Annotated in this window: 23 protein-coding genes, 2 tRNA genes and 1 other RNA gene; 10 read left to right on the top strand and 16 right to left on the bottom strand. The window is 33.5% G+C overall.

What is annotated here, in order from left to right:
* Nucleotides 1-2 precede the first annotated feature (2 nt).
* The 6 genes from PF022_RS06800 to aspS all read right to left on the bottom strand — a co-directional run bounded on the left by PF022_RS06800 (nucleotide 3) and on the right by aspS (nucleotide 5,910).
* Nucleotides 3-1,277: a TRAP transporter large permease gene (locus PF022_RS06800; protein ID WP_271023305.1), complete on the bottom strand. Its 1,275-nt coding sequence runs from the start codon at nucleotides 1,275-1,277 to the stop codon at nucleotides 3-5.
* A 10-nt stretch (nucleotides 1,278-1,287) separates the two neighbouring features.
* Complete coding sequence (locus PF022_RS06795; RefSeq protein ID WP_271023339.1) at nucleotides 1,288-1,899, bottom strand: TRAP transporter small permease; 612 nt, start codon at nucleotides 1,897-1,899, stop codon at nucleotides 1,288-1,290.
* 14 nt (nucleotides 1,900-1,913) lie between these two features.
* Nucleotides 1,914-2,936 carry a DctP family TRAP transporter solute-binding subunit gene (locus tag PF022_RS06790; RefSeq protein ID WP_271021742.1) on the bottom strand — a complete coding sequence of 341 codons (1,023 nt, stop codon included), beginning with the start codon at nucleotides 2,934-2,936 and terminating at the stop codon, nucleotides 1,914-1,916.
* A 112-nt stretch (nucleotides 2,937-3,048) separates the two neighbouring features.
* Nucleotides 3,049-3,567 carry an inorganic diphosphatase gene (gene ppa / locus PF022_RS06785; protein WP_271021741.1) on the bottom strand — a complete coding sequence of 173 codons (519 nt, stop codon included), beginning with the start codon at nucleotides 3,565-3,567 and terminating at the stop codon, nucleotides 3,049-3,051.
* A gap of 9 nt (nucleotides 3,568-3,576) precedes the next feature.
* Nucleotides 3,577-4,149, bottom strand: a complete 573-nt coding sequence (locus PF022_RS06780; RefSeq protein ID WP_271021740.1) for an adenylate kinase — start codon at nucleotides 4,147-4,149, stop codon at nucleotides 3,577-3,579.
* 9 nt (nucleotides 4,150-4,158) lie between these two features.
* Nucleotides 4,159-5,910, bottom strand: a complete 1,752-nt coding sequence (aspS, locus tag PF022_RS06775; protein ID WP_271021738.1) for an aspartate--tRNA ligase — start codon at nucleotides 5,908-5,910, stop codon at nucleotides 4,159-4,161.
* Nucleotides 5,911-6,064: 154 nt separating this feature from the next.
* On the opposite strand from aspS, the gene flgL reads away from it, so the two are divergent.
* The 5 genes from flgL to PF022_RS06750 all read left to right on the top strand — a co-directional run bounded on the left by flgL (nucleotide 6,065) and on the right by PF022_RS06750 (nucleotide 10,337).
* Entirely contained in the window at nucleotides 6,065-8,689 is a 2,625-nt protein-coding gene (gene flgL, locus PF022_RS06770; protein WP_271021736.1) for a flagellar hook-associated protein FlgL, read from the top strand.
* Nucleotides 8,690-8,806: 117 nt separating this feature from the next.
* Nucleotides 8,807-9,394 (top strand): hypothetical protein, encoded by a 588-nt coding sequence (locus PF022_RS06765; RefSeq protein ID WP_271021735.1) that lies wholly within the window; start codon nucleotides 8,807-8,809, stop codon nucleotides 9,392-9,394.
* Between the two features lie 51 nt (nucleotides 9,395-9,445).
* A tRNA-Met gene (locus tag PF022_RS06760) sits at nucleotides 9,446-9,523 on the top strand.
* An 18-nt stretch (nucleotides 9,524-9,541) separates the two neighbouring features.
* A tRNA-Arg gene (locus PF022_RS06755) sits at nucleotides 9,542-9,618 on the top strand.
* Nucleotides 9,619-10,004: 386 nt separating this feature from the next.
* A complete protein-coding gene (locus PF022_RS06750; RefSeq protein ID WP_333770886.1) occupies nucleotides 10,005-10,337 on the top strand; it encodes a DUF2972 domain-containing protein in 333 nt (110 codons plus the stop codon).
* Nucleotide 10,338: 1 nt separating this feature from the next.
* On the opposite strand, the gene ruvB is transcribed toward PF022_RS06750, so the two are convergent.
* Both ruvB and panB read right to left on the bottom strand, forming a co-directional pair.
* Entirely contained in the window at nucleotides 10,339-11,346 is a 1,008-nt protein-coding gene (gene ruvB, locus PF022_RS06745) for a Holliday junction branch migration DNA helicase RuvB (protein ID WP_271021734.1), read from the bottom strand.
* On the bottom strand, nucleotides 11,346-12,152 hold the full coding sequence (gene panB / locus PF022_RS06740) for a 3-methyl-2-oxobutanoate hydroxymethyltransferase (protein ID WP_442908588.1): 807 nt from the start codon (nucleotides 12,150-12,152) through the stop codon (nucleotides 11,346-11,348). Before panB ends, ruvB begins: the two co-directional genes overlap by 1 nt.
* Nucleotides 12,153-12,216: 64 nt before the next feature.
* Between panB and ssrA the strand changes: the two genes are divergently transcribed.
* The 5 genes from ssrA (at nucleotide 12,217) to PF022_RS06715 (ending at nucleotide 14,962) form a co-directional block, all read left to right on the top strand.
* Nucleotides 12,217-12,586, top strand: a transfer-messenger RNA (tmRNA) gene (ssrA, locus tag PF022_RS06735).
* 85 nt (nucleotides 12,587-12,671) lie between these two features.
* Nucleotides 12,672-13,925 carry a Vi polysaccharide biosynthesis UDP-N-acetylglucosamine C-6 dehydrogenase TviB gene (gene tviB / locus PF022_RS06730; protein WP_271021731.1) on the top strand — a complete coding sequence of 418 codons (1,254 nt, stop codon included), beginning with the start codon at nucleotides 12,672-12,674 and terminating at the stop codon, nucleotides 13,923-13,925.
* On the top strand, nucleotides 13,926-14,105 hold the full coding sequence (locus tag PF022_RS06725) for a hypothetical protein (RefSeq protein WP_271023300.1): 180 nt from the start codon (nucleotides 13,926-13,928) through the stop codon (nucleotides 14,103-14,105).
* A gap of 94 nt (nucleotides 14,106-14,199) precedes the next feature.
* A complete protein-coding gene (locus PF022_RS06720) occupies nucleotides 14,200-14,745 on the top strand; it encodes a hypothetical protein (protein ID WP_271023298.1) in 546 nt (181 codons plus the stop codon).
* A gap of 10 nt (nucleotides 14,746-14,755) precedes the next feature.
* Nucleotides 14,756-14,962 carry a hypothetical protein gene (locus tag PF022_RS06715; protein WP_271023296.1) on the top strand — a complete coding sequence of 69 codons (207 nt, stop codon included), beginning with the start codon at nucleotides 14,756-14,758 and terminating at the stop codon, nucleotides 14,960-14,962.
* Between the two features lie 595 nt (nucleotides 14,963-15,557).
* Here PF022_RS06715 and ilvC read toward each other — a convergent pair.
* The 8 genes from ilvC to PF022_RS06675 form a co-directional block, all read right to left on the bottom strand.
* A complete protein-coding gene (gene ilvC / locus PF022_RS06710; RefSeq protein WP_271023295.1) occupies nucleotides 15,558-16,583 on the bottom strand; it encodes a ketol-acid reductoisomerase in 1,026 nt (341 codons plus the stop codon).
* A 1-nt stretch (nucleotide 16,584) separates the two neighbouring features.
* The gene (locus PF022_RS06705) at nucleotides 16,585-16,842 is read right to left on the bottom strand and encodes a ComEA family DNA-binding protein (protein WP_271023294.1); all 258 of its coding nucleotides are present in this window, start codon (nucleotides 16,840-16,842) and stop codon (nucleotides 16,585-16,587) included.
* Nucleotides 16,843-16,899: 57 nt separating this feature from the next.
* Complete coding sequence (locus PF022_RS06700; RefSeq protein ID WP_271023293.1) at nucleotides 16,900-18,423, bottom strand: YifB family Mg chelatase-like AAA ATPase; 1,524 nt, start codon at nucleotides 18,421-18,423, stop codon at nucleotides 16,900-16,902.
* Nucleotides 18,424-18,431: 8 nt separating this feature from the next.
* Nucleotides 18,432-18,938: a peptide deformylase gene (gene def, locus PF022_RS06695; RefSeq protein WP_271021720.1), complete on the bottom strand. Its 507-nt coding sequence runs from the start codon at nucleotides 18,936-18,938 to the stop codon at nucleotides 18,432-18,434.
* Nucleotides 18,938-20,020, bottom strand: a complete 1,083-nt coding sequence (locus tag PF022_RS06690; protein ID WP_271021718.1) for a GGDEF domain-containing protein — start codon at nucleotides 20,018-20,020, stop codon at nucleotides 18,938-18,940. The genes def and PF022_RS06690 overlap by 1 nt, the downstream gene beginning before the upstream one ends.
* A 10-nt stretch (nucleotides 20,021-20,030) precedes the next feature.
* A complete protein-coding gene (clpP, locus tag PF022_RS06685) occupies nucleotides 20,031-20,621 on the bottom strand; it encodes an ATP-dependent Clp endopeptidase proteolytic subunit ClpP (protein ID WP_271021717.1) in 591 nt (196 codons plus the stop codon).
* Nucleotide 20,622: 1 nt separating this feature from the next.
* Complete coding sequence (gene tig / locus PF022_RS06680) at nucleotides 20,623-21,924, bottom strand: trigger factor (RefSeq protein WP_271021716.1); 1,302 nt, start codon at nucleotides 21,922-21,924, stop codon at nucleotides 20,623-20,625.
* A 66-nt stretch (nucleotides 21,925-21,990) separates the two neighbouring features.
* On the bottom strand, nucleotides 21,991-23,796 hold the full coding sequence (locus tag PF022_RS06675) for a DNA translocase FtsK (protein ID WP_271023292.1): 1,806 nt from the start codon (nucleotides 23,794-23,796) through the stop codon (nucleotides 21,991-21,993).
* Nucleotides 23,797-23,936: the final 140 nt, after the last annotated feature.

Below are 23,936 nucleotides of genomic sequence, written 5' to 3'. Positions count from 1 at the left end.
AATTATCCTATCATACTAGGTAGCCATAGCGAAATTGCTGGTATATATGTTATAAGTATAAGCCCAACCAATAACACATACAACCAAGGTAGGACCGATACTACTACCTCTTTTAAACTAAGTCCAGTTAAAGAACTTGCAACAAACAAATTAAGCCCAACAGGAGGAGTTAGCATACCAAACTCCATATTTACAATCATAACAATCCCAAAATGTATAGGATCAATCCCTAAAGACACAGCAATAGGTAGCAATAATGGCGTCATAATCATGACAACAGAGCTAGGCTCCATAAACTGTCCCATAACAAACAGCACTAAATTTACCAATATTAAAAACATCCACCATGTCATATTTATGCTAACTAAATATTCAGCAATTATATGCGGAATCCTCTCGCTTGTTAAAAAGTGAGCAAAAACGACAGCAAAGCCAATGATAAAAAAAATCATAGCAGTAGTAATTGCTGCATCTAAAAATACTCCATACAAGTCTTTAAACTTAATATCTTTATAAATAAATACAGATACTATAAACGCATACATGGCACTAATCCCAGCAGCTTCAGTAGCAGTAAATACACCAGCATAAATACCACTAATTACAACTACTACAATTAATAATGCCCAAAATGCTTCTTTAAACTTCTTTATCCTCTCTTTTAAACTAGCAGGTTTTGTAGCGGTAAATCCGAGTCGTTTCGCTCCAAAATAAGCATACAACATCATCATTCCGCCAACTAGCAATCCAGGAATCACTCCTGCGATAAAGAGCTTTTCAATCGAGACTTCAGCAGTTACTCCATATACAATCATGACAACAGAAGGCGGAATCAAAATCCCAAGACTACCAGCAGAAGTAATAGCACCAACAGAATAGCTAGTAGGATAACCAGCCTCCTTTAATGCCAAAAACATAACAGAACCAATTGCAACAACCGTGGCAGGTGAGCTACCGCTAACAGCAGCAAAAATAATACAAGCTAAAATCGCACTCATAGGAAGCCCACCGGGCAAATGCCCTACAATACTCTTGGCAAACTCAACGATTCTATGTGCACTACTTCCCTTACTCATTAAAGAGCCAGCTAGTATAAACATAGGGATAGCCATTAATGCAGGCTTTAACCCATTTAGCATAATCTCTGGCACTCCAAAAATATCATAAGAGCTAAAAAGTAGCATCGTAGCAACAGCACTAACTCCAAGCGATATAGCAACCGGCACTCCAAGTAATAAAAGACCAAATAACAAAATCAATAAAAATGCAACACTCATCTTTAACTCTTTAATCTTTTATTACAGAATCTCTTATAATTTCAGCTTCAGCACTTTTTACAACCCTATCTGAAGGCAAGAAAGAGACTTCATATATTTTTTCCACACTTCTATATGTCGCACCCAAAAAAGAAATAGGCAAACATAATAAAAACACCCACAAAGGCACACTATGCAACGCTTCACTCATATAGCCAATCTCATAATTTAAATAACAAACCATAACACTTGCATAACACATAAATCCCAAAAATACTACACATAAAATATGGCTACATATTACGCATGTCTTTGCAATAGAATGTGGAAACTTCTCTATTAGCATAGTAACTGATATATGAACACCCTTTCTAAAGCCATATGCAGCACCAAAGAATGCTGACCACAAAAAACAATACCTAGCAACCTCTTCTGCCCATGTAAGAGAGCCTATCTCTGGGAAAAACCCAGCAGCATAACGCATAAATACATTAATCGCAGTTATTACAACTCCAACTGCCAACCCAACTACCGCAACATTTTTATTAATTGAAGCAATAATCACATCTAATATTTTGAAAATTTGTTGAACTTTTTGATTATTATGAGCCCATAAAAAGGGCTTTTTAACAATACCTAAAATACCCAAAACTCCCCCTATTTAGTATTTAAAGTCTTTTCAATCAAATCTTTGCCAACTAAATCATAGAATTTAGGATAAATGGAAATCATCAAATCCTGCCATTCTTTCTTTTGCTCATCTGTTAGCTCATATACTTTTGTGCCTGTTTTATCATCATTTTTAAGTCTATCTAATAAAACTTGCTCTTCTTTAGCACTCTCTTCTCTTTCATATTCGGTAGCTTCACTCATAGCAGTTTTAAATACTTCTTTTAAATCATCTGGTAGTTCTTGCCAAAACTTTTCACTTGCAACAACCAAATATCCTAAATACCCATGATTTGACATAGTAATAGAACTTTGCACTTCATAGAATTTAGAATTATAAAGATTTGATAATGGATTTTCAGCTGCATCAACTACACCTGTTTGAAGTGCTGAATAAACTTCACCAAATGGCAATACTTGAGGGATTGCTTTAATGGCTTTTGTTTGTTCCTCTAGCACTTTAGAACTCATAATTCTCATTTTTTGCCCTTGTGCATCTGCTGGCTCTATAATTGGCTTTTTATTTGTGCTAAATTGCTTAAATCCCGCGTCCCAATAATCTAATGCAACATATCCTTTAGCATTTATCACATCTTTTAGAATCTGACCTACTTCACCATCCATTACCTTATGTAAATGTTCTGTATCTCTAAATATAAAGGGAACATCCCACAAATTAAACTCCTTAGCAAAAGGGGCAAATTTTGAAAAACTAGGAGCAGCTAGTTGCACATTGTTTCTCTTTAGCTCTTGGAATACCTTATCATCATCTACAAGTTGTGCTGAAGGAAACACATGAACAACGATTTTACCATTGCTTAGCTCTCCAACTCTTTTGGCAAAAAAATCAGCTGCTTTGCCCTTAGGAGTATTTGCACTAACAACATGTGCAAACTTTACCTCATAAACCTTATCTCCATTAGCACTAGCACTCTTATTGGAATCTCCACCACACCCAACTAAGAATGCAAGACAAAAAACACCTACAAAAGATACAAGAATCTTTTTCATAAATACCTCCATAAAATTATTAGATTCTTAATTTTATAAAAAGTAAAACTTAAAATATTAAATTTTAATTTCACTTAATAAAACTATAGAATCTAAATGCTACTTTTTGAAACTATTTATAATTTGAAATTGCTCTATCTAAAATCTCTTTAGCAGCGTCTAAATCTTTATATTCCTTTACTTTCACCCATTTATTAGGCTCTAGCATTTTGTATGTTTCAAAGAAATTTCTGATTCTATCAAGTGTGATTTTTGGCAAATCTTCCAGGCTTTTTATATTGTCATATCTAGGATCAATCTTAGAAATAGGCACAGCAATTAGCTTCTCGTCCATTCCGCTTTCATCTTCCATGATTAAAACACCAATCAATCTAGCTTTTATAACGCTTCCAGCTTGAAGCGGATATTCATTAATCACAAGCACATCAGCAGGATCGCCATCATCACTTAGAGTATTAGGCACAAAGCCATAGTTTGCAGGATAAAACATAGCACTATACATCACTCTATCTACTACAACTGCACCACTATCTTTGTCAATTTCATACTTTATATTACTTCCATAAGGAATTTCAATTACAACATTTAGCTTACTAGGATTCTCACCTACTTCAATTTTACTTAAATCCATTTTGTCTCCTTAAATTTTACTCTTAATAAAGCGTTCCATTTCGCTTACTATCTCTTCGATAGTTCTTTCACCATTAATTTTATGTAAGATTCCCTTTTTGTTATAAAAATCTTGTATATCTTTTAATGGCTCTAAAAATACATTCATTCTATTATTAAACACTTCTACATTATCATCAGCACCTCTAGCACGACCAAGCACTCTATCGCATGCTACCTCTTTGCTAACCTCCACTTCAATAACAGAAGAAAGACTAATATCACTCTTAGATTCTAAGATTTTATCAAGCTCTAGCATTTGTTCTACACTTCTTGGATAGCCATCAATTAGCACCACATCTTTTGGAGCATTAGAAATTGCATCTACAATTGTCTTAACTACAATTTCTAAAGGCACTAAATTTCCCTTGCTTGTAAAGCTCTCAATTAGCTTTCCTTGCTCACTACCACTTGCAACTTCTGCTCTTAGAAGCTCCCCTGTGGAATAATGCACCATAGATTCTGCATTATTTTTACTAATAATCTCTGCATCAGTTGTCTTTCCACTTCCGGGTGCTCCAATAACTAAAAATAATTTTTTCATTCTTTCTCCTTATTTTTTTGTTTCTCTAACTCTAATATGTAGCTCCCTTAATTGCTCCTCTCCTGCAACACTTGGAGCAGAAGTTAGCGGACAAGTCGCTCTTTGCGTTTTAGGGAATGCAATTACATCTCTAATAGAATTTGCCTTCGTTAGAAGCATGATGATTCTATCTAGTCCAAACGCAATTCCGCCATGAGGTGGTGCTCCAAATTGCAATGCTTCTAATAGGAAGCTAAACTTATCTTCTGCTTCTTCTTTACTAATTCCAAGCAACTCAAATACTTTGCTTTGAATATCTTGCTTATGAATCCTAATACTTCCTCCACCAATTTCAAATCCATTTAGCACAATATCATACGCTACAGAGTTAATCTCTTCAATATCTTCTACATCAATATTTTTTGGCATTGTAAATGGGTGGTGCAATGCAGAGATGCTTCCATCATCATTTCTCTCAAACATAGGAAAATCAACAACCCACAAGAATTTATATAAACTCTCATCAATCATTCCCATATCAGAAGCGATTTTTTGGCGGAGTCTTCCCATATAATCCCATACGACTTTTTTAGCCCCAGCACCAAAGAATATAATATCGCCCACACTAGCACCAACTCTATCTAGTAATACTTTTAACTTATCTTCACTTATAAATTTAACAAGTGGTCCTTTAGCTCCTTCTTCTTTTACTTGAATATATGCAAGTCCTTTAGCACCAAATTTTCTAACAAATTCTTCTGCCTCTCCTAATGTCTTTCGGCTAAAGAAGTTATCTCCACCATTAACACACAAAGCTTTAAATCTATTTTTCTTAGAATCTTTTGCAATAGAAGCAAATATTTCATTAGAAGAATCTATGAATAAATCAGATACTTCAATAAGTGGTAGTTCATAGCGTAAATCCGGCTTATCGCTACCATAGCTCTCCATTACATCGCTATATGTATAATGTGGGAATGGAGCATTTACCTCTATACCACAAGCACCAAATATAGACTTTATAACCTCTTCAGCTACTTGTATTACATCTTTTTGCTCTACAAAACTCATTTCAATATCAATTTGAGTAAATTCAGGCTGTCTATCGAGCCTCAAATCTTCATCTCTGAAGCATTTTGCAATCTGAAAATATCTATCAAATCCACTTACCATTAAGAGTTGTTTAAAAAGTTGCGGACTTTGAGGAAGTGCGTAAAACTCACCATGATGAACCCTACTTGGCACTAGATAATCTCTAGCTCCCTCAGGTGTGGCTTTAGTTAAAATAGGAGTTTCTACTTCTAAGAATCCTAAATTACTTAGAGTATTTCTTGTAGCTTGTGCCACTTTTGAACGCGTGATAAAAATCTCTTGTAGTCTTGGATTTCTTAAATCTAAATAACGATATTTTAATCTCACATCTTCACCAACACTTTCATCACCAACTGCAATAGGAGGAGTTAAACTTTTATTTTCTATAATCAATTTGCTTACTAGAACTTCTATTTTTCCAGTTTTTAGTTTAGGATTTTCCAATCCCTCACCTCTTCTTCTTACTTTTCCTTTGGCTATTAACACATATTCATCCCTAACTTCTGAAGCGATTTTATGTGAATCTTCAAAGTCTTTTGGATCAAATACAAGCTGAACTAACCCGCTTCTATCACGCAAATCTATAAAGATAATTCCACCATGATCTCTATAAGTATTACACCACCCACATAAGCTTACTTCTTCTCCGATATTTGCCTCGTTTAGACTAGCACAATAATGTGTTCTCAAATTCTGCTCCTACAAGTTTCTAAAACTAATAAAAATCTAGGATTCTAACTCAAAAAAATAAAATAAACAATAAATCATATATCCACAAACTTATGGAATATTTTTTGCTTGAATCCCACTTAAAATTTATAAATTTAACTCTAAAGGGGTAGCTATGAGAGTAGGGACAAACTCCATATATTCAAAGCTTCAATATCAGCAAGATAGGCTAATGTCGCAACTTGATCTAACAATGCAAAGAATGAGTGGATTAAAGATTCAAATGGGTTATCAAGGCTCATCTATTTTTAGTAAAACTCTTAATTTGGATTACAATCTAACAACACTAAGACAAACAAAAGACATAGCAAACAATGCATTAACTTTTACAAACCATACAGACACAGCACTACAAGAACTAACAAAGTCTATGGATAACTTTAAGAGCAAACTAGTACAAGGTGCAAACGACATTCATAGTGAGACATCACGCCTTGCGATAGCAAAAGACTTAAAAGCAATTAGAGATCACTTCCTATCAATAGCAAACACATCGATAGGTGGAGAGTATCTATTTGGAGGAACAAATACAACAAACATACCATTTAATAAAGACGGCACATACAATGGCAACAATGGTTCTTTAAACGCTCTTCTTGGCTCAAACAATTCACTTCCGTACAATATAACAGGATATGAACTATTCTTTGGTTCTGATAGAGATACAAATAGGGTAATAACAACAAATGTCCCAAAGTATAATCAAAGCAAACTAAATCCAGAAATAATGGATCCAAACCATCCAACAGGTCAAGGAGAGGAAGTATATATAAAAGCTGATGATACTCTAAGAGATCTAGTAGGAGATAATGATGGAGATCCAAGCAATGACGCTCCAGAAGTATTTTACATAACAGGCAGGAGACCAGATGGCACACCTTTTAAATCAAAATTCCAAATGGATGTAGCATACACAGATAAAGATAGTGCTGTAAAAGTACAAGATTTGCTAGATAGAATCGGAAAAGAATTTGGAAATACAACAACAAATAAAGTTGTAGATGTAAGGCTTAATGAATGGGGTCAAATTGAGATTAAAGATCTAACAGGCGGTAGATCAAATATAGAATTCCACATGGTTTCAAGCAACTATCGAGATCCAAATAATCCAGATGGAATAGGTGTTGCTGATATGGATGCATTGCTTAGCAGTGGTGCTAAGGTTAATACATATGTTCAAAGCCCATATCTAGGAAGTTTTTCTAATGATTCTATTGCTTCAGTAGAAGACTACAATGATCATAGATTACATACAATTCCAACTACATTTAGAACGCATAATAACGAAATAGCCAAAAAAGACACAAAACTAACAGATATTTTCCCAGCAGGAGTAACAAGCCTTGATCTAAGCGGTATTAGTGCAAATGATGCTGATAAAAATCCAACAAACACCAACTTAAATACAAACTTTCCAATCGGACCTGATACCACAGTGCAAGATCTAATGGACGCAATAGGACAGATGTATAATGCACAACCAGGTGCAAATGTGGAGGTTGAATTTTCAGAAGGCAAGATAGTTATTAAGGATAATAATGTAAAACAAAAAGAACCAGCAGACAAAGATGATCTACCATATATTGGCGAGAGTAGTCTAAGCCTAACAATCACAGCAAATAATGCCGCTGGTCAACCGGTAAATGGTTTTAGACATGATTATAGTGTGGAGTATGATAGAGCAGCATTTGAAAAAGAAGGATCAACTCTAAGCTCAAATGTATCACAAATAATAAGAGATTCAAATGAATATGCAACACTAGATACAAAACTATCAGAAGTAGCAGGTGGTAGCCTAAATGGGCATACATATAACCTAGAAGTAAAAGATATTAACGGAATCCCAATTAACGCAAGAATCGAATTTAGAGATAGCGGAAGTGTGCTAATTATAGATTCTCCACAAACAATGAATGGAGTTCAAGTTGGTGGACTAGAGATTCCAATCTTAGGTCCTAATGGTAATCCACCACAAGTAAATGGACAAGCAACACCAGCAGATGAAGTAACATATCAGCAATTAGCAAATACTATTGGAATGGTTATGAATCTATCAAACACATCAACCAATGATCTAAATGCTATTACAAATAATGGTGCAGGTGGGGCTAACTTCAACGATCCAGCAGTCAAAAGAGCTTATGAGAATATGATTAATAACTCTAAAGCAAATTTAAGCGTAAGTTTGGATCAAAATGGACAACTACAAATAAAAGACCTACAAAGATCAGCTACAAGAATGGAATTTACAATGTATGATAATACAAGTAGTGATTTTTCTCTTGATGCAAACGGAAGGGTGCAAAATGCAGGGAAACCAGCCTTAACATTTAATGCAAACAATGCTCTAGTAGCAGATGATCCGCATGTAAATTTCTTCGAGCAAATAGATGAGATAATAAAAGCAGTAGAAGAAGGAATCTATAGACCTGGTGGCAATGCTTCATATAATGATTCAATGAGAAATCCTGGGATTCAAAATGCACTATTAATATTTGATCATCTAGCAGATCATGTAAATAAAGCACATACAAAAAATGGTTCTCAAGGGAACTCATTTAAATACTCCATTGAACGAACAGAAGTGCTAATAACTCAAACAATGACACTTAGATCAGATACTATTGACACTGACTTAGCAGAAAACTATCTACAATTTTCAACCCTAAGCATGAACTATCAATCATTGCTATCATCTATTGGTAAAATCTCTCAACTATCTTTAGTAAATTACATTTAACTTAGAATCCATTTTAGATTCTAAGTAACTTTAATCCTACACAAAATAGCTACCTAAATTCACACTTTTGGAATCCTTTTTGCTTCTAATAATACAAACTTATATAAAGGGTTATTTATGGTTGTCAATCAGTCGCTTAGCTCACAAATTGGTAGCGTAATCAATGAAGCAAACAAGCTACTAAGTGATGGCAAAAATATAAGTCAAACAAACAAAACACAAAAGATAGAATCTATAAATGAAAATGACGATAGCCTAGCATTAAAACCACGCGTAACTTATGGGTTAGTTAGTTTAGAGATAATGAGTGATGAGCAATATTTGGCATTTGAAAGGGTAACTGCAGGTATGTCTCATAACGAAAAAATATCAGTAGCACAAACTCTTACAAGAGCAGGGAATCTAAGTGGGAGCGTTGAGAGAGTAGAACAACAAGAAAAAGAACAAAAAGACAAAATAGACGAAAAAACAAATCCAATAGGATTCTTAGGTATTAGCAAAAATGGCTGGGAAGTAGTAGCAAAGGAATTCCAAGAAAATCTAAATAATTTGGAAGGAAATTATAAAAAGCCACACTTCAAGCAATTATCTAGCAACTATAATGATATAATGAATCAAAACCAAGAGGCCAAAACACATAGAATCCTAAGAGAATTCAGCCATGCAATACATGTTGGCAATATACAAATTGACACAATAGGCTAGAATTTAATTTTATTTTAAATACAAATTCTATATAATCTCACCTTTTGAAGTGCCAAGGTAGCTCAGGTGGTTTAGAGCGCTGGTCTCATAAGCCGGAGGTCGGGGGTTCGAGTCCCCCCTTTGGTACCACTTCTATGTTACAAATATGCGCTCATAGCTCAGCTGGATAGAGCAACGGCCTTCTAAGCCGTAGGTCAGAGGTTCGAATCCTCTTGGGCGTACCACTTCATATAAATATAATCCAAGCTAAAATACAATAACTAGCAAACTTTGATAAACTTAAATTATTAATCCAATATAAAATAAAAATAAATATATGATAACCTACTAGATGATTTTATATCAATTTGTTAGCTATTAAATATCCCAAATATCAAAATGCAGAAAAATTTTTCAATCTAATCCAAAACACAAAATCTATATGCTTAAGAATAGATTCAATAGAATCAATAAAGCATCTCTTAAAAACAAATACAAATACATATCCACCCAAACGATTTAGAAAGAAATAAAATGGGAATAGAAAATAGTATAGATTCAAACAAAGAGGGGGGGGGGGCATTACTAACGATAACCACAAGTTTGCTTCCTAGAGAACAACACACAAGATATAATAAATTGCTTCTCTAACTCTTCCCTAGATAATCTAATAATAATATGCGACAAAAGCTATGATATAGAGTATTTTAAAAATAACTGCAAAGACTTATCTAAACACACTCGAGCTTACATATTAGAATGCATAAAAATACCACAACAAGAAAAACAAAAAGTAATAAATAAAAAACTAAAAGTATCTGAAGTCTTGGAGTATTTTAAAGAAAATCAATATTCAAAAGAAAAACTTAAAAAAGTGCTAGATAATCACCTATCTCTACTAAAGAGAAATAGAAGCGATATAATGGATTCATGGAAATACTATAATGAATTTCTAAAACTATAAGCTATATATCAAAAATACTTCTCTCTTTTGAAAATGAAAATAACTCATAAGTCTTATTTGTCGCAATCCTACCTCTAGCGGTCCTCTCCAAGTATCCTAGAGTTAGCAAATAAGGCTCAATTACATCTTCGATTGTTCCTTCATCTTCACTCATAGCAGCAGCAATGGTGCTAAGCCCTATTGCCCTGCCTCTAGCCTCACATAATATTTTTAAGAATCTTAAATCAAGTTCATCAAAACCATGTTCATTTACACCAAGTTCATCTAGTGCATATTTTGTGCGAGATTGATTTATAACTTCCTCGTTTGCAACATCAGCAAAATCTCTCACTCTCTTTAGTAGTCTAAGTGCGATTCTAGGTGTCCCTCTTGAACGCTTAGCTATTTCTAGTGCAGCAGAATTTTCACATTCTTTTTGTAGTTTTTGTGATGCAAGTTGCACAATTTTTGATAATTCATTATGTTCGTAAAACTGCATTCTAAATTGCATTCCAAACCTATCTCTTAGAGGATTACTTATCATTCCAGCTCTTGTTGTAGCCCCTATTAGAGTAAAATTTGGCAAATCTATCTTAACAGTTTGTGCAGCAGGACCACTGCCTATTATAATATCAAGCCTAAAATCCTCCATAGCTGGATACAATATCTCTTCAATAGCAGGAGAAAGCCTATGAATCTCATCTATAAATAGTATCTCTCCTTCACTTAGATTTGTCAAAATAGCTGCTAAATCTCCAGCTTTTTCTATCATTGGTGCAGCTGTAACTTTAATTGGTGCATTAAGTTCATTGCTTATTATATGAGCTAAAGTTGTCTTCCCTAATCCAGGGGGACCAAAGAGCAATATATGATCTAAGCACTCTCCCCTTTTTTTAGCAGCATTTATGAATACTTGAAGATTTTTCTTTAGCTTTTCTTGTCCTATATAATTATCCCAACTAGTTGGACGAAGCTTTACATCTTCGTCGCCTTGGATTGATAGTTTTTCAATTTCTACTATTCTTTCCATTAGTAGCTTTCACTTTCATTTGGAAAGTTTTTACTCTTTACATCGCTTACATATTTTTTTAATGCATCTTTAACAAGACTAGCACCATTTAAATATTCTCGGACAAATTTTGGTTTAAACTCATTAAAAAATCCAAATGCATCACTCCATACAAGCACTTGTCCATCAGTATCTACACCGCTTCCTATACCTATAGTTGGAATTTCTAGCAAATTTGTTATTTCCTTTGCTACTTCACTTTTAACTCCCTCTAGCACTATACAAAATGCTCCAGAATCCTGCAAAGCCTTCGCATCTAAAAATAGCTTTTCTATTTCTTTATCACTTTTTCCCTTAATTTTATATCCACCATCAGCACGAACAAACTGCGGTTTTAGCCCTATATGCCCAACAACTGCGATTCCTAAATTAGTGATGCCCTTTACTATATTTGCTACCTCAACACCACCTTCTAGCTTTACTGCTTGTGCTTTTGTTTCTTTATAAACCCTAATTGCACTTTTTACTGCCTCACTCTCATCTTGTGCGATTCCAAATGGTAAATCACACACTACAAGGCTTTCTTTAGCACCATTACACACTGCTTTTGTATGATATATCATAGAATCTAAACTAACCCCTAAAGTATCGCTCTCACCAAAGAAGCTCATATGCAAACTATCACCAACCAAAATCATATCAACTTCACCATCAAAAATCTTGGCAAAAAGTGCATCATATGCTGTTATCATAGTTATTTTTTCGTTTCTTTTTTTCTTTAATATATGTGTTGTAGTTATCACTAAGAATCCTTGTTCTATTTTAATTTGGATTTTACTAAAACTTGACAAAATTAACAAATAGCAATAGAATTTAGCCCTCTATAAATTGGGGGCTGACTTGGATATCGACAGGAGTTGAATTGCTCTGATTGCATGCCGACATGGTTAAGTCGTAAAATCGACCGCTAAATATAAACGCAAATAATACAAATTACGCTCCAGCTTACGCTAAAGTTGCGTAAGTTTATCGACTTTAGGAGCTGTTTTTAGTAGAGATTCTAGCTATTTACTAAAGATATCATGTTTGCTAGATGCAATTTTATATGTCCGATATAGAATCTAAGTTTTTAGGACTGCATTTTTTATAAATTTCTTGGTGTTTTATAAAAAAGAAGCATAACAAACCAACGAAAAGCATGTAATTCAATCATTGATGATTTGATTTTTGGACTGGGGTTCGATCCCCCACAGCTCCACCAGATTCTCTCAAATAAAAATTCCGTTTATAATTTATTTATCCCAAACAAAGTAAAATAACTATAAATAACTCAAAAAGGAATACTAATGAAAACTTTAGCTGTAATTGGACTTGGATATGTTGGATTACCACTAGCAGTAGAATTTGGCAAGAAATATGAAGTAATTGGATTTGATATTTATGAAGCTAGAATAAATGAGCTAAAAGAAGGCTATGATAGAACTCTAGAAGTAGATAAAGAAGAACTATTAAGCGCCCAAAAACTAAGCTATACAACAAATCTGGAGGACTTAAAAAAGGCACAAATTTTTATAGTAACCGTTCCAACTCCTATTGATAACTACAATAAACCTGATTTAACCCCACTAAAGAAGGCATCAACAAGTGTCGGAAAAGTACTCAAAAAAGGTGATATAGTAATTTATGAAAGCACTGTTTATCCAGGTTGCACAGAAGAAGATTGTGTGCCTATTTTAGAGGAAATGAGTGGGTTAAAGTTTAATGTGGATTTCTTCTGTGGATATTCACCAGAGAGGATTAATCCTGGAGATAAAGAACATAGGCTACCAAGCATCAAAAAAGTAACGAGCGGTTCTACACCAGAAATTGCAGAAGAAGTGAATAATCTTTATGCAAGCATAATTACAGCAGGGACACATAAAGCCTCAAGCATAAAGGTAGCCGAAGCAGCCAAAGTTATAGAAAACTCGCAAAGAGATATTAATATCGCCTTTGTAAATGAACTATCGCTAATCTTTGATAAAATGGGCATAGATACACTAGATGTATTAGAAGCAGCAGGGACAAAGTGGAACTTCTTGCCATTCCGCCCGGGACTTGTAGGGGGGCATTGTATAAGTGTCGATCCATACTACCTAACGCATAAGGCTGAATCTTTAGGCTATCACTCACAAGTAATCCTAGCAGGAAGACATATTAATGATAATATGGGGATTGTGGTTGCAAATAAAGTTATAAAACTAATGATTAAAAACTCTCATCAAATTGTAGGTTCTAAAGTTGCAATCTTAGGAATCACATTTAAAGAAAATTGCCCAGACATTAGAAATTCAAGAGTAGTTGATATTATAAAAGAATTACAAGAGTTTGATTGTTGTGTAGATATTTTTGATCCATGGGCAGATAGTAAAGAAGTAAAACATGAATATAATCTAACTTTAAAAGATATGGATAAATTTAAACTAGAAGATTATAAAGCAGTGATCGTAGCGGTATCTCATGATGAGTTTAAAAAATATGACTTTAGCAATAAAGGCAAGACTATAATTTATGACCTAAAAGGTATCTTGCCAAAAGAACAAGTAGATGGAAGACTCTAAATGGCAATTAAAATTAATGTAAATGCACAATATAAATATACTTCACCAGCTATAAGACCATTTGAGATTATGGAGTATTTTCCATTGCACATAAAATCAAACTTATCTATTATAAAGCAAACAGAATCTTTTAAAGATTCTGAAAATACCCCCCCCCCCGCAGATAGAATCTATATATGAAGCACTAAAAAAAGATTATGCAAAATTAAAAAAATCATTAGAGAAAGAATTAGAAACAAGAGGAATAAACAAGGAGTTTAGTTTATGCTTTTATTTGTGTGATTTTATACATAAAACAAGGCACTATCCACCTATAAACTACACTCCAAAGAATAATATAATCATAAATAACCTCCAAGATTATTTTACACTTGAATATGCACACTGCTCACATAAACCAAAAGCATTGCAAGTTTTATTATCACACTTTAACATTCACTCAAAAGTATGTGGATATACTAATTTGCTTGGTTGGACACATGGCTTTTTAGAAGTTATACATAATGATGTATCATATATTTTAGACCCGACTTTTAACATGTATATGAATATAAACACAAACACACTAATAAAAGATCCATACTCAACAAGAAAAATATTGCAATTTTTCTCAAATGAATTTTATATAGATAATTTAGATTCTTATACAAACTTCATCTGCGGTATGCTAAATCATGAATATCACACCACTTATAAATACAGCAGAGAATGGTTTAAATTTATAGGATTCTACCCATATGTTGCACCTATTTTTCAATTATCACAAGAAAATAGTATAATTTACGACATAAGACTTGATAGAAGATTTTCACTATCATAATGGATATTATATGGAATGTGATGTATTGATATATGAGTTTGGCTACACTGGGAAGAAGGCATTACAACTATGCGAAACCTTCTCTTTAAGCTACCTTATAATAGATGATGGGCTAAACATAAAAACAATAGATAAATTTATAAATCTAAACTCACTAAAAAGTTGCAAACTAGCTCTAATTTGTGTCTGCGATAAAAAAGAGATTCAAAAAAAATAAAACAAAAACTACTAGATAAAAATATAGATGAAAATATAGATGAAAAAATAATCAAAGTAGCAAACTTCATAGGAATTCGTAATGGAATCTTTAAATTCCTATACAATAGCTATAAAGATAAAAATATCCTAGAAATGCTAAAAAAACAATGACTATTATATGTCAAACTTTACAAATATCTTAGAAGATTCTAAAGAAAAATACATACAGCAAAAAATACAAAATAAATAAAATCTAAAAAATATAAGAAACAACATAGATAATAGTTTAAAAAATCAAAATATATTTTCAAAAATCTATGACACTGCTATGCTATATGATGATACAGATATGATAAGATACCCATATTTCCACACCTATATAAATCGAAACTTGGAAGATAGAAATTTTTATTTTAGAGACAAATTAGACTTTCAAGCACTAAAAAATAGAGATACAAACACAAAGCCAATCCTATGCTTATGATTCAAATGAAGTAATAAAAAACATAAAAAAATCCATCTTTATAGATTCCATGCATATAAATAAAAGAGGTTGTGAGGTAATAGGAATATATATAAGATAATAAAAGATTCAGAAAAACTAAACTAAAAGCTTAGTTTTTCTCTTTATTTATGAGCTTAGAATTTGCAATCCAAGGCATCATAGCTCTTAAATTGCTACCAACCTTCTCAATAGGGTGATTTGCTAGATTCTTTCTCTCTGCATTCATTCTTGCATAGTTGGCCTTACGCTCTAAAATGAAATCTTTTGCAAATCTTCCCTCTTGTATATCTTGTAAAATCTCTTTCATAGCCTTTTTGGATTCTTCATTTATAACTCTAGGGCCACTTACCATATCGCCATATTCTGCTGTATTTGATATAGAATATCTCATATCAGATAATCCACCTTGATAAATCAAATCAACAATAAGCTTTAACTCATGTAAGCATTCAAAATAGGCCATCTCTTCTGGATAACCAGCCTCTACTAAAGTCTCAAATCCAGCTTTAATTAGGGAGCTAACGCCACCGCATAGAACAGCTTGTTCTCCAAATAAATCTGTCTCTGTCTCATCTTTAAAAGTAGTCTCAATGATACCGCTTCTGCCACCACCAATAGCACAAGCATAGCTTAGAGCAAGAATCTTTGCATCATTTTTATCAGTATCTTGCTCAACTGCTATTAAATCAGGGATTCCGCCACCTTTTACAAACTCGCTTCTTACCGTGTGTCCAGGTGCTTTTGGAGCTATCATAATTACACCAACACCCTTTGGTGCTTTAATCTGTCCAAAGTGGATATTAAACCCATGCCCAAATGCAATAACTTTGCCTTCAGATAAATTTGGTTCTATATCTTTTTTAAACACATCTCCTTGAAGTTCATCTGGGATTAGTATCATAATTACATCAGCATATTTTGTAGCCTCGCTAACTTCTAAGACTTTAAAGTTCTTAGCCTCTGCCTTACTCCAACTACTACCACCTTTATATAATCCTATTACAACCTCTACTCCAGAATCTCTAAGATTCTCCGCATGTGCATGTCCTTGAGAACCAAACCCAATTACAGCAACTTTCTTACTTTTTATGTATGATAAATCGCAATCCTTATCGTAATAAACCTTCAATGCCATTTTATTGTCCTACTTCTTGTGATGTCTCAACACTGATTTTATCTTTCACTTTTTCAAATGTCTTATCCCCAAAACCTTTTACTTTCTTTAAGTCTTCTATTGTCTTAAAAGGCGTCTTCTCTCTATAATCAATTATAGCTTGAGCTTTTGTAGCACCTATTCCGTCGATTTTCATTAACTCTTCTTTAGAAGCTATATTTAGATTAACAGATGCAAAGGCAAGTCCAATCATCAAAAATAAAGTAACTAAAAACTTCATAAAATCTCCTTTGTATAACTTAGTATATGGGCATATTGTAGCATAAAGCAAAAAATTTTAAGAGATTTTGCGATATGAGATAGATTCTGCTAAATGCTCTTTATGTATATTATCGCTACCTGCTAAATCTGCTATCGTCCTTGCGACTTTTAGTATCTTATTTTTCTGCCTTAGTGAGATTCCAAAACGAGCTATTGCCTTATCTAGCACAAAAATACATTCATCATCTAATTTACAAAACTCCTCTAAAGATTCTCCAATTAGACGAGAGTTATAGCACTTCTGTCCTCTATTTTTCTGAAATTTGAAAGCATCTAAGATTTGCTTTTGAATCTCTTTTGAAGAGATTCTATCTTTATTGCTATCCCCTTCTTGCATTTGCACACACAAATCAATCCTATCCCAAATAGGCTCTGAAATTTTGCCTCTATATGAATCTATCTCTCTTTTGCTACATCTGCATTCTTTGCTAATACTTAGCAAATTACCACATGGACAAGGATTCATAGCTCCTATAAACATAAAATCACTAGGAGTTTTAACCTTTGTGCAAAGACGAGAAATTACAAAGTAGTGATTTTCTAGCGGTTCTCTTAGGGATTCTAAGATAGACTTTGGAAAATGTGGTAACTCATCAAAAAATAAAACCCCATTATGTGCTAGAGATATTTCACCAAACTTTACAGAATGTCCAACAGCACTGCCAAGTATGGCAGCTTTAGTAGCACTATTGTGGGGATTTCTAAATGGACGATTTGGAGTTATTATTAAATTATGTGAAGCATTGTGCAATATCTCATTTCTCCTAAGAGGTGGCAATATATATGGCATTCTTGTAGCTATCATACTCTTACCACTACCTGCACTACCCTCAAATAATATATTATGAAATCCACATGCAGCAATTAAAGCAGCCCTTTTTGCTCGTATCTGTCCTACTATATCTATAAAATCAAGTTCAAAATTATCACTATAATAATATCGCTCACTACAAATATCCATGTATGAAAATGGTAACTCTTGTATGATATTGACTATTGTAGGCGAAGTTTGAAGAATCTCTATTGCCTCACTTAGAGTATCTACAAAATATGCTTTTAAATTTGGTATCTGACAATAAAAATCCTTAGATTCCATAGGCAAGAAAAAGATGGAATCTAAATTTTTCTCATCACTAAGTAGTGAAAAAATCAAAGGATAAATCGCTTTTGTATCTTTAATTCTACCATCTAATCCTAACTCACCAAATGCAAAGTATTTTTTAGGCTTTTCATTATTTATGGAATCTTTTATATTATTTCTCCCATACATTGCAACTAAAAGTGCAATTGGCAAATCATAAAAACTACCCTGTTTTGGTAAATCAGAAGGCGAAAGGTTTATTGTGATTTTTAGTGGTGGGAATTTAAAGTCATTTGCCATCAGTGCAGATTGCACTCTTTGTTTGGATTCTTGGATTGCATTTCCTGCTAATCCTGTAACCTGAAATGATGGCAATGCCTTTGTAAAGCTAACTTCTACTTCGACTTCTTTAGCACTAAGTCCATCAAAAGCAGCACAATATAGAGATTGAAAGCTCATTTAAGCCCTTAGAGTTTTTTCTTTCTTTTTAGCTCTTTTTCGAACTTCTTTCTTTTTAGTATAGGTAATTTATCTATAAACAAAACTCCATTTAAATGATCGATCTCATGTTGAAAGGCAACTGCTAGATAATCACTTGCTTCAATTTCTTTATGATTGCCATATCTGTCTTGGTATGATACTTTTATATTTTTAGAACGCTTGACATCTTCATAAAACTCCGGCACACTAAGGCAACCTTCATTAAAGCAAATCTCACCTTCATTTTGTATTATCTCTGGGTTTATTATCTCTAGTAAGTCTTCTTTATGCTGCATCCCCTCTTCATCTGGGATACAAATTAGCAACGCTCTAATTGGTCTTGCAACCTGTATAGCAGAGATTCCAACTCCATTTTTTTTGAGCATTACCTCATACATGCCATCCAATAACTCATGCAATGCCTCATCGAAAACTTCTACTTTTTTTGAGATTTGTCTTAACATTGTATTTGGATAGGTTATTACTTCAAGCATTATTTTTCCCCAAACACAACAAATGATATATTATGGTTTGCGGCTTTCTTTAAGGATTCGACAGCATTTTTCATTATGTCTTTTGGATCATCTCCAGAGTTAATCTCAACAATACCACTACAAATACTAAGCGAAATCTCCTCATCTCCAAAATACATATTTGTTGTTATTACTTTTTCTAGTAATCTATTTGCGTATCTTTTGGCAGATTCTTTATCATTATGACTTAGCAAGATTCCAAATATACCAGTGCCATAATACGCTAAGATATCGCTTTTGTTGGAAATTTTTTGAAGAATCTTTGCTATAGTCTTATTAACCAACAATACATTTTTTTCTGTTGTGATTTTTTTCTCTAAGCTTTTTGTAATTTTGACCATTAATAAAGATGATTTATAATTTCCAAGTGCGATTGCTTGAACTTCAGCTGCAACCCTCGAATCCAAATAGCTTTTATTATACACTCCATACTTTGCATCACTTATAATATCACTACTAATACTCTCAACCTCTCTTAAAGAACGATTGTATGAGGTATTAACTTCTTGGAGTTGCTTTCTTGTTACCTCATCTAACTTTTCTAATTCCTTTGATAAAACGGTCATTATATTTTGCAAAGCATTTGGATTATTTGTATCTGTTGCTTCTTTTTTATGCTTTTCTAATAGCTTTTGCAAAAGATTCATATTCTCATAAACTGCACCCATTAACTTTAGCGTATTTACCATTAAGTTTTGAGTTTTTAAGATTCGCCCTTCTAGTATTATTTGCTTTTCTGTAGGAATAGTCTCCATATCTATAAATTGTGCTGCATTATCCCTAAAGTCTTGTGATTTATCTTCTAGCATTTTTTCAAAATATATTTTGTAGTTATACGGAGTAGGAGAGACACCATTTGCTACCATTGATTTTATTACACTCATTCCATAAGCTTCTAGTGAATCTGAATCACCACTGCTTAGAGTTGTAGGCTGTGGAGCTATATCAGATTCCATGCCAAACGATGAATAATCGGCATTTTCCTTAATTCCATGCGTCTCAAAACTTTGCAGATTTGCAAATGATCCAAAATCATCTTTCACTAACTCTCTCCTACTTTAAACTTTTTGTCAATACACTATCTATTATTCCATATTCCTTAGCTTCATTAGCACTCATAAAAAAATCTCTTTCAGTATCTTTTTCTATTTTTTTGAGTGGTTGCTTTGTGTTACTAGCTAAAATATCGTTTAAAATACCTTTCAATCGCAATATTTCTTTTGCTTGAATCTCTATATCAGTCGCTTGTCCTCTCGCCCCACCAAGTGGCTGATGTATCATGATTCTAGAGTGAGGCAAAGAGTATCTCTTGCCCTTAGCACCACAACTAAGCAAGAATGCACCCATACTTGCTGCCTGACCTATGCATATAGTGCATATATCTGGCTTTATATAATTCATAGTATCATATATGCTAAACCCACTAGTAATAACTCCACCGGGAGAGTTAATATATAAATATATATCCTTTTCTGGATCTTCTGCTTCTAAAAATAGTAGTTGAGATACAATAGATGAAGCAATGCCATCATTAATCTCGCCACTTAGCATTATAATTCTATCCTTTAATAGCCTAGAATATATATCATAGCTACGCTCTCCACGACCTGTTTTTTCTATGACTATAGGGACATAATAGCTCATATTATGCTTTCCTATCTAATAGACTAGTAAGGATTCTGTCTTCTAGCATAGCCATTTTTACAGCAGGAATTAAATTATTTCTCTTGTAATGCTCTAACATAGCTCTTGGATCCTGACCTATTGCCATTGCCTCATAATATATTGTATTAATTGCTTCATTATCAGATATTGTCATATTATTTTGCTTTGCAATTGCATCAACTATAAATGTGATCTTTACACTTTGCTCTGCTTCTGCTCTTTGTTCTTCTCTTTTTTTCTTAATTGCCTCTACATCTTTTAGCAACTTTTCTTGTTCTTCTTTAGGCATAGTCATAAATACATTTTTCATCATCAAATCCATTTCTTGCTCAACAACAAGCTTAGGTAAATCAAACTCGATTTTGCTATTTAAGTTATCAATCAATTCAGCTTTTAAGCTCTCATTATACAACTCTTGCTTTTTTTCAATCTTTAGTTGTTCTTTGATTTTTTCTTTTAGCTTCTCTACGCTTGCCTCTTTGTCATCAGGTAGCATTGTTTTTGCAAAATTATCGTCTATTTCTATCTTTCCCCTTGTTTGAATCTCTACAAGCTTAACTTTAAATACTGCATCTTTACCAGCTAAGTTATCTGCTTTATAATCTTTAGGGAAAGTTACATTCACATCTTTCTCCTCTCCCTTTTTCATGCCTATTAGCTGATCTTCAAACCCAGCTATAAATGTGCCACTACCAATTTTTAATAAATAATTTTCAGCCTTACCACCATCAAATGGCTTATCATCAACAAAGCCTTCAAAATTTATCTTAGCATATTCACCTTCTTTTAGTTTTCTTCTGCCATCTTCTACACTTACTAGTGGTGCTCTTGCATCAGCAATCTCTTGCAGTCTGTTCTCCACATCTTTACTGCTAACTTCAGGAATCTTTACTTCAGGCACATATTCATTTAAATCACCAAGTTTAATTTCAGGTGTCAAGCTTAACTCTATCTCAACATCAATACCAGAATTTTTTTCTTCAAATTTTGTAATCTTTGGATCGCCAATAAGTGAAGTGCCATCAACGCCAAGTTCCTTTAAAATATCTCTCATCAAACCCTGCACACACTCTCTTTGTGCTTCGCTCTCAAGTTGCTTACCATATCTAGCTTTAATTACAGAAGCAGGAACTTTTCCTTTTCTAAAACCAGCAATATTCATATTTTTACCAGCATCTTTTATAACTTTATCCATTTTACTATTAAGTTCAGAAGTGGGTATTGTAGCTGTAGCTGTGGCATTTGCACTATTTATTTTATTTACCTTTAGATTTGAATTCATTTTACACTCTGCTCCAAAATTAATTTATCAAATTTTTAATTATAATGAAAATTTACTTAAATTCTCTTAATCACCTATTATATCCCTATCGCCTTTTGAGTTTCTAGGACCTAAAAATCCCTTTGCTTCCATTTGTTCTATTATGTTTGCTGCTTTATTGTATCCTATACCAAGCCTTCTTTGCAGATAACTTATAGATGTTTTTCTATCTGTTAGTATTATTCTTTTTGCTTCATTATATAGCTCATCAGTCTCACCATCTAAACTAACGCTTATATTATCATCTTCACTTGGCATGAAGCTTTCATCATATTGTGGTGCTCTTTGAGACTTTATAAATTCAACTATTTTTTCAATCTCTACTTCAGAGCTCCAAGGTGCATGTACACGAACTAATCCACCACCCGGAGGAGTAAAAAGCATATCTCCTCTACCAAGTAAAGATTCAGCACCAAAAGTATCTAGTATCACTTTAGAATCTATTCTTTGTCCAACCTTATAGCTAATTCTTGAAGGCAAGTTTGCCTTAATTAGTCCTGTTACAACATCTACGCTAGGACGCTGTGTAGCTACTATTAGGTGGATTCCACTTGCCCTTGCCATTTGTGCTAGACGAGATATGGACACTTCTGCGTCCTTACCACCTGTCATCATCAAATCTGCTAATTCATCAATAATAATTACAATATAAGGAAAAGGCTCAAATCCTTCTACTTGCGCTTTTTGATTATAACCTTCTATATTTTTCGTTCTTGCTTCACTCATTAAGGTATATCGCCTCTCCATTTCTTTTACAGAGCTATCTAATGCCATGATTGCCTTTTTTGCCTGCGTTATTACTGGAGTTAGCAAATGAGGTATATCATTGTATATGCTAAATTCTAGCATTTTAGGATCTATCATTATAAGCTTTAATTCATCTGGTGTATTTCTATATAGCAAAGATAATATCATCGCATTTATTCCTACACTCTTGCCACTCCCTGTAGTCCCTGCAATTAGTAAATGTGGTAGCTTTTTTAGATCTGTTATAAAAGGTTTTCCAACTATATCTTTCCCGAGTGCTAGGGTTAATGGAGATTCAGATTCTCTAAATTCTTCACTCTCTAATACATCTCGCAGATATATAGTCTCTATGGTGCTATTTGGTATTTCTATACCAACTACATCTTTGCCTGGTATTGGAGCTTGAATCCTTATTGTCTTAGCCCTTAGTGCCATAGCTAAGTCATCTTGTAAATTCAAGATTCTTGATACCTTTACATTTGGGCTAGGACGAAACTCAAATGTCGTTACTATCGGACCTGAAAATGTTCTTACAATATCTCCATCAATTTTAAACATCTTTAATTTAACAAGCAATTCATTGATTTTTCTATCAATCTCATTTTCATCTATCTCTTCTACACTATCATTGCCCTTTTGTAAAAATCCTAACTTAGGCAATACAAACTCCAGATTTTCTCTTGGAAGCTGTTCTATACTGCTAGAACCTTCCAAGACTTGAGGTACAAAATTTTCAACTATATTCTCTTGTCTAGTTTCATAATTTTGCATATTTTCCACACTAGAATCTTGTATTAGTTGAAGTGTATTTTCACTTTTTAGATCTTGGCTAATTTCTTGTTGAATATTTTGCTCTTTAGTTATTTGGGATTCTAATTGCTCACTTCGCGGTGGTTGCACATTAGTATCACTAGGGGCGTTTATATTATGCATTTGTTCTTTGGGTTCTATATTTTGTTGTATATGTGGTGCTATATTTTGCACCATTGCTTCTTGTGATTGTGCGATATTTGGCATTGTCTTTTGTATGGCAATATTTTGAATCTTATCTGCTAAGATATTATTTGTGTTGTGAAATTCTTCCATATTGTGTTGCACATATCCATACACTGGCATTGGTATAGTATTGAAAACTGGGACAGATTCCACAGATTCCACAGATTCCACAGATTCCACAGATTCCACAGATTCCACAGATTCCACAGATTCCACAGATTCCACAGATT

Source organism: Helicobacter sp. WB40 (assembly GCF_027859275.1).
Taxonomy (GTDB): Bacteria; Campylobacterota; Campylobacteria; order Campylobacterales; family Helicobacteraceae; genus Helicobacter_D; species Helicobacter_D ibis.
This window is presented reverse-complemented; position numbering and strand designations above follow the sequence as displayed.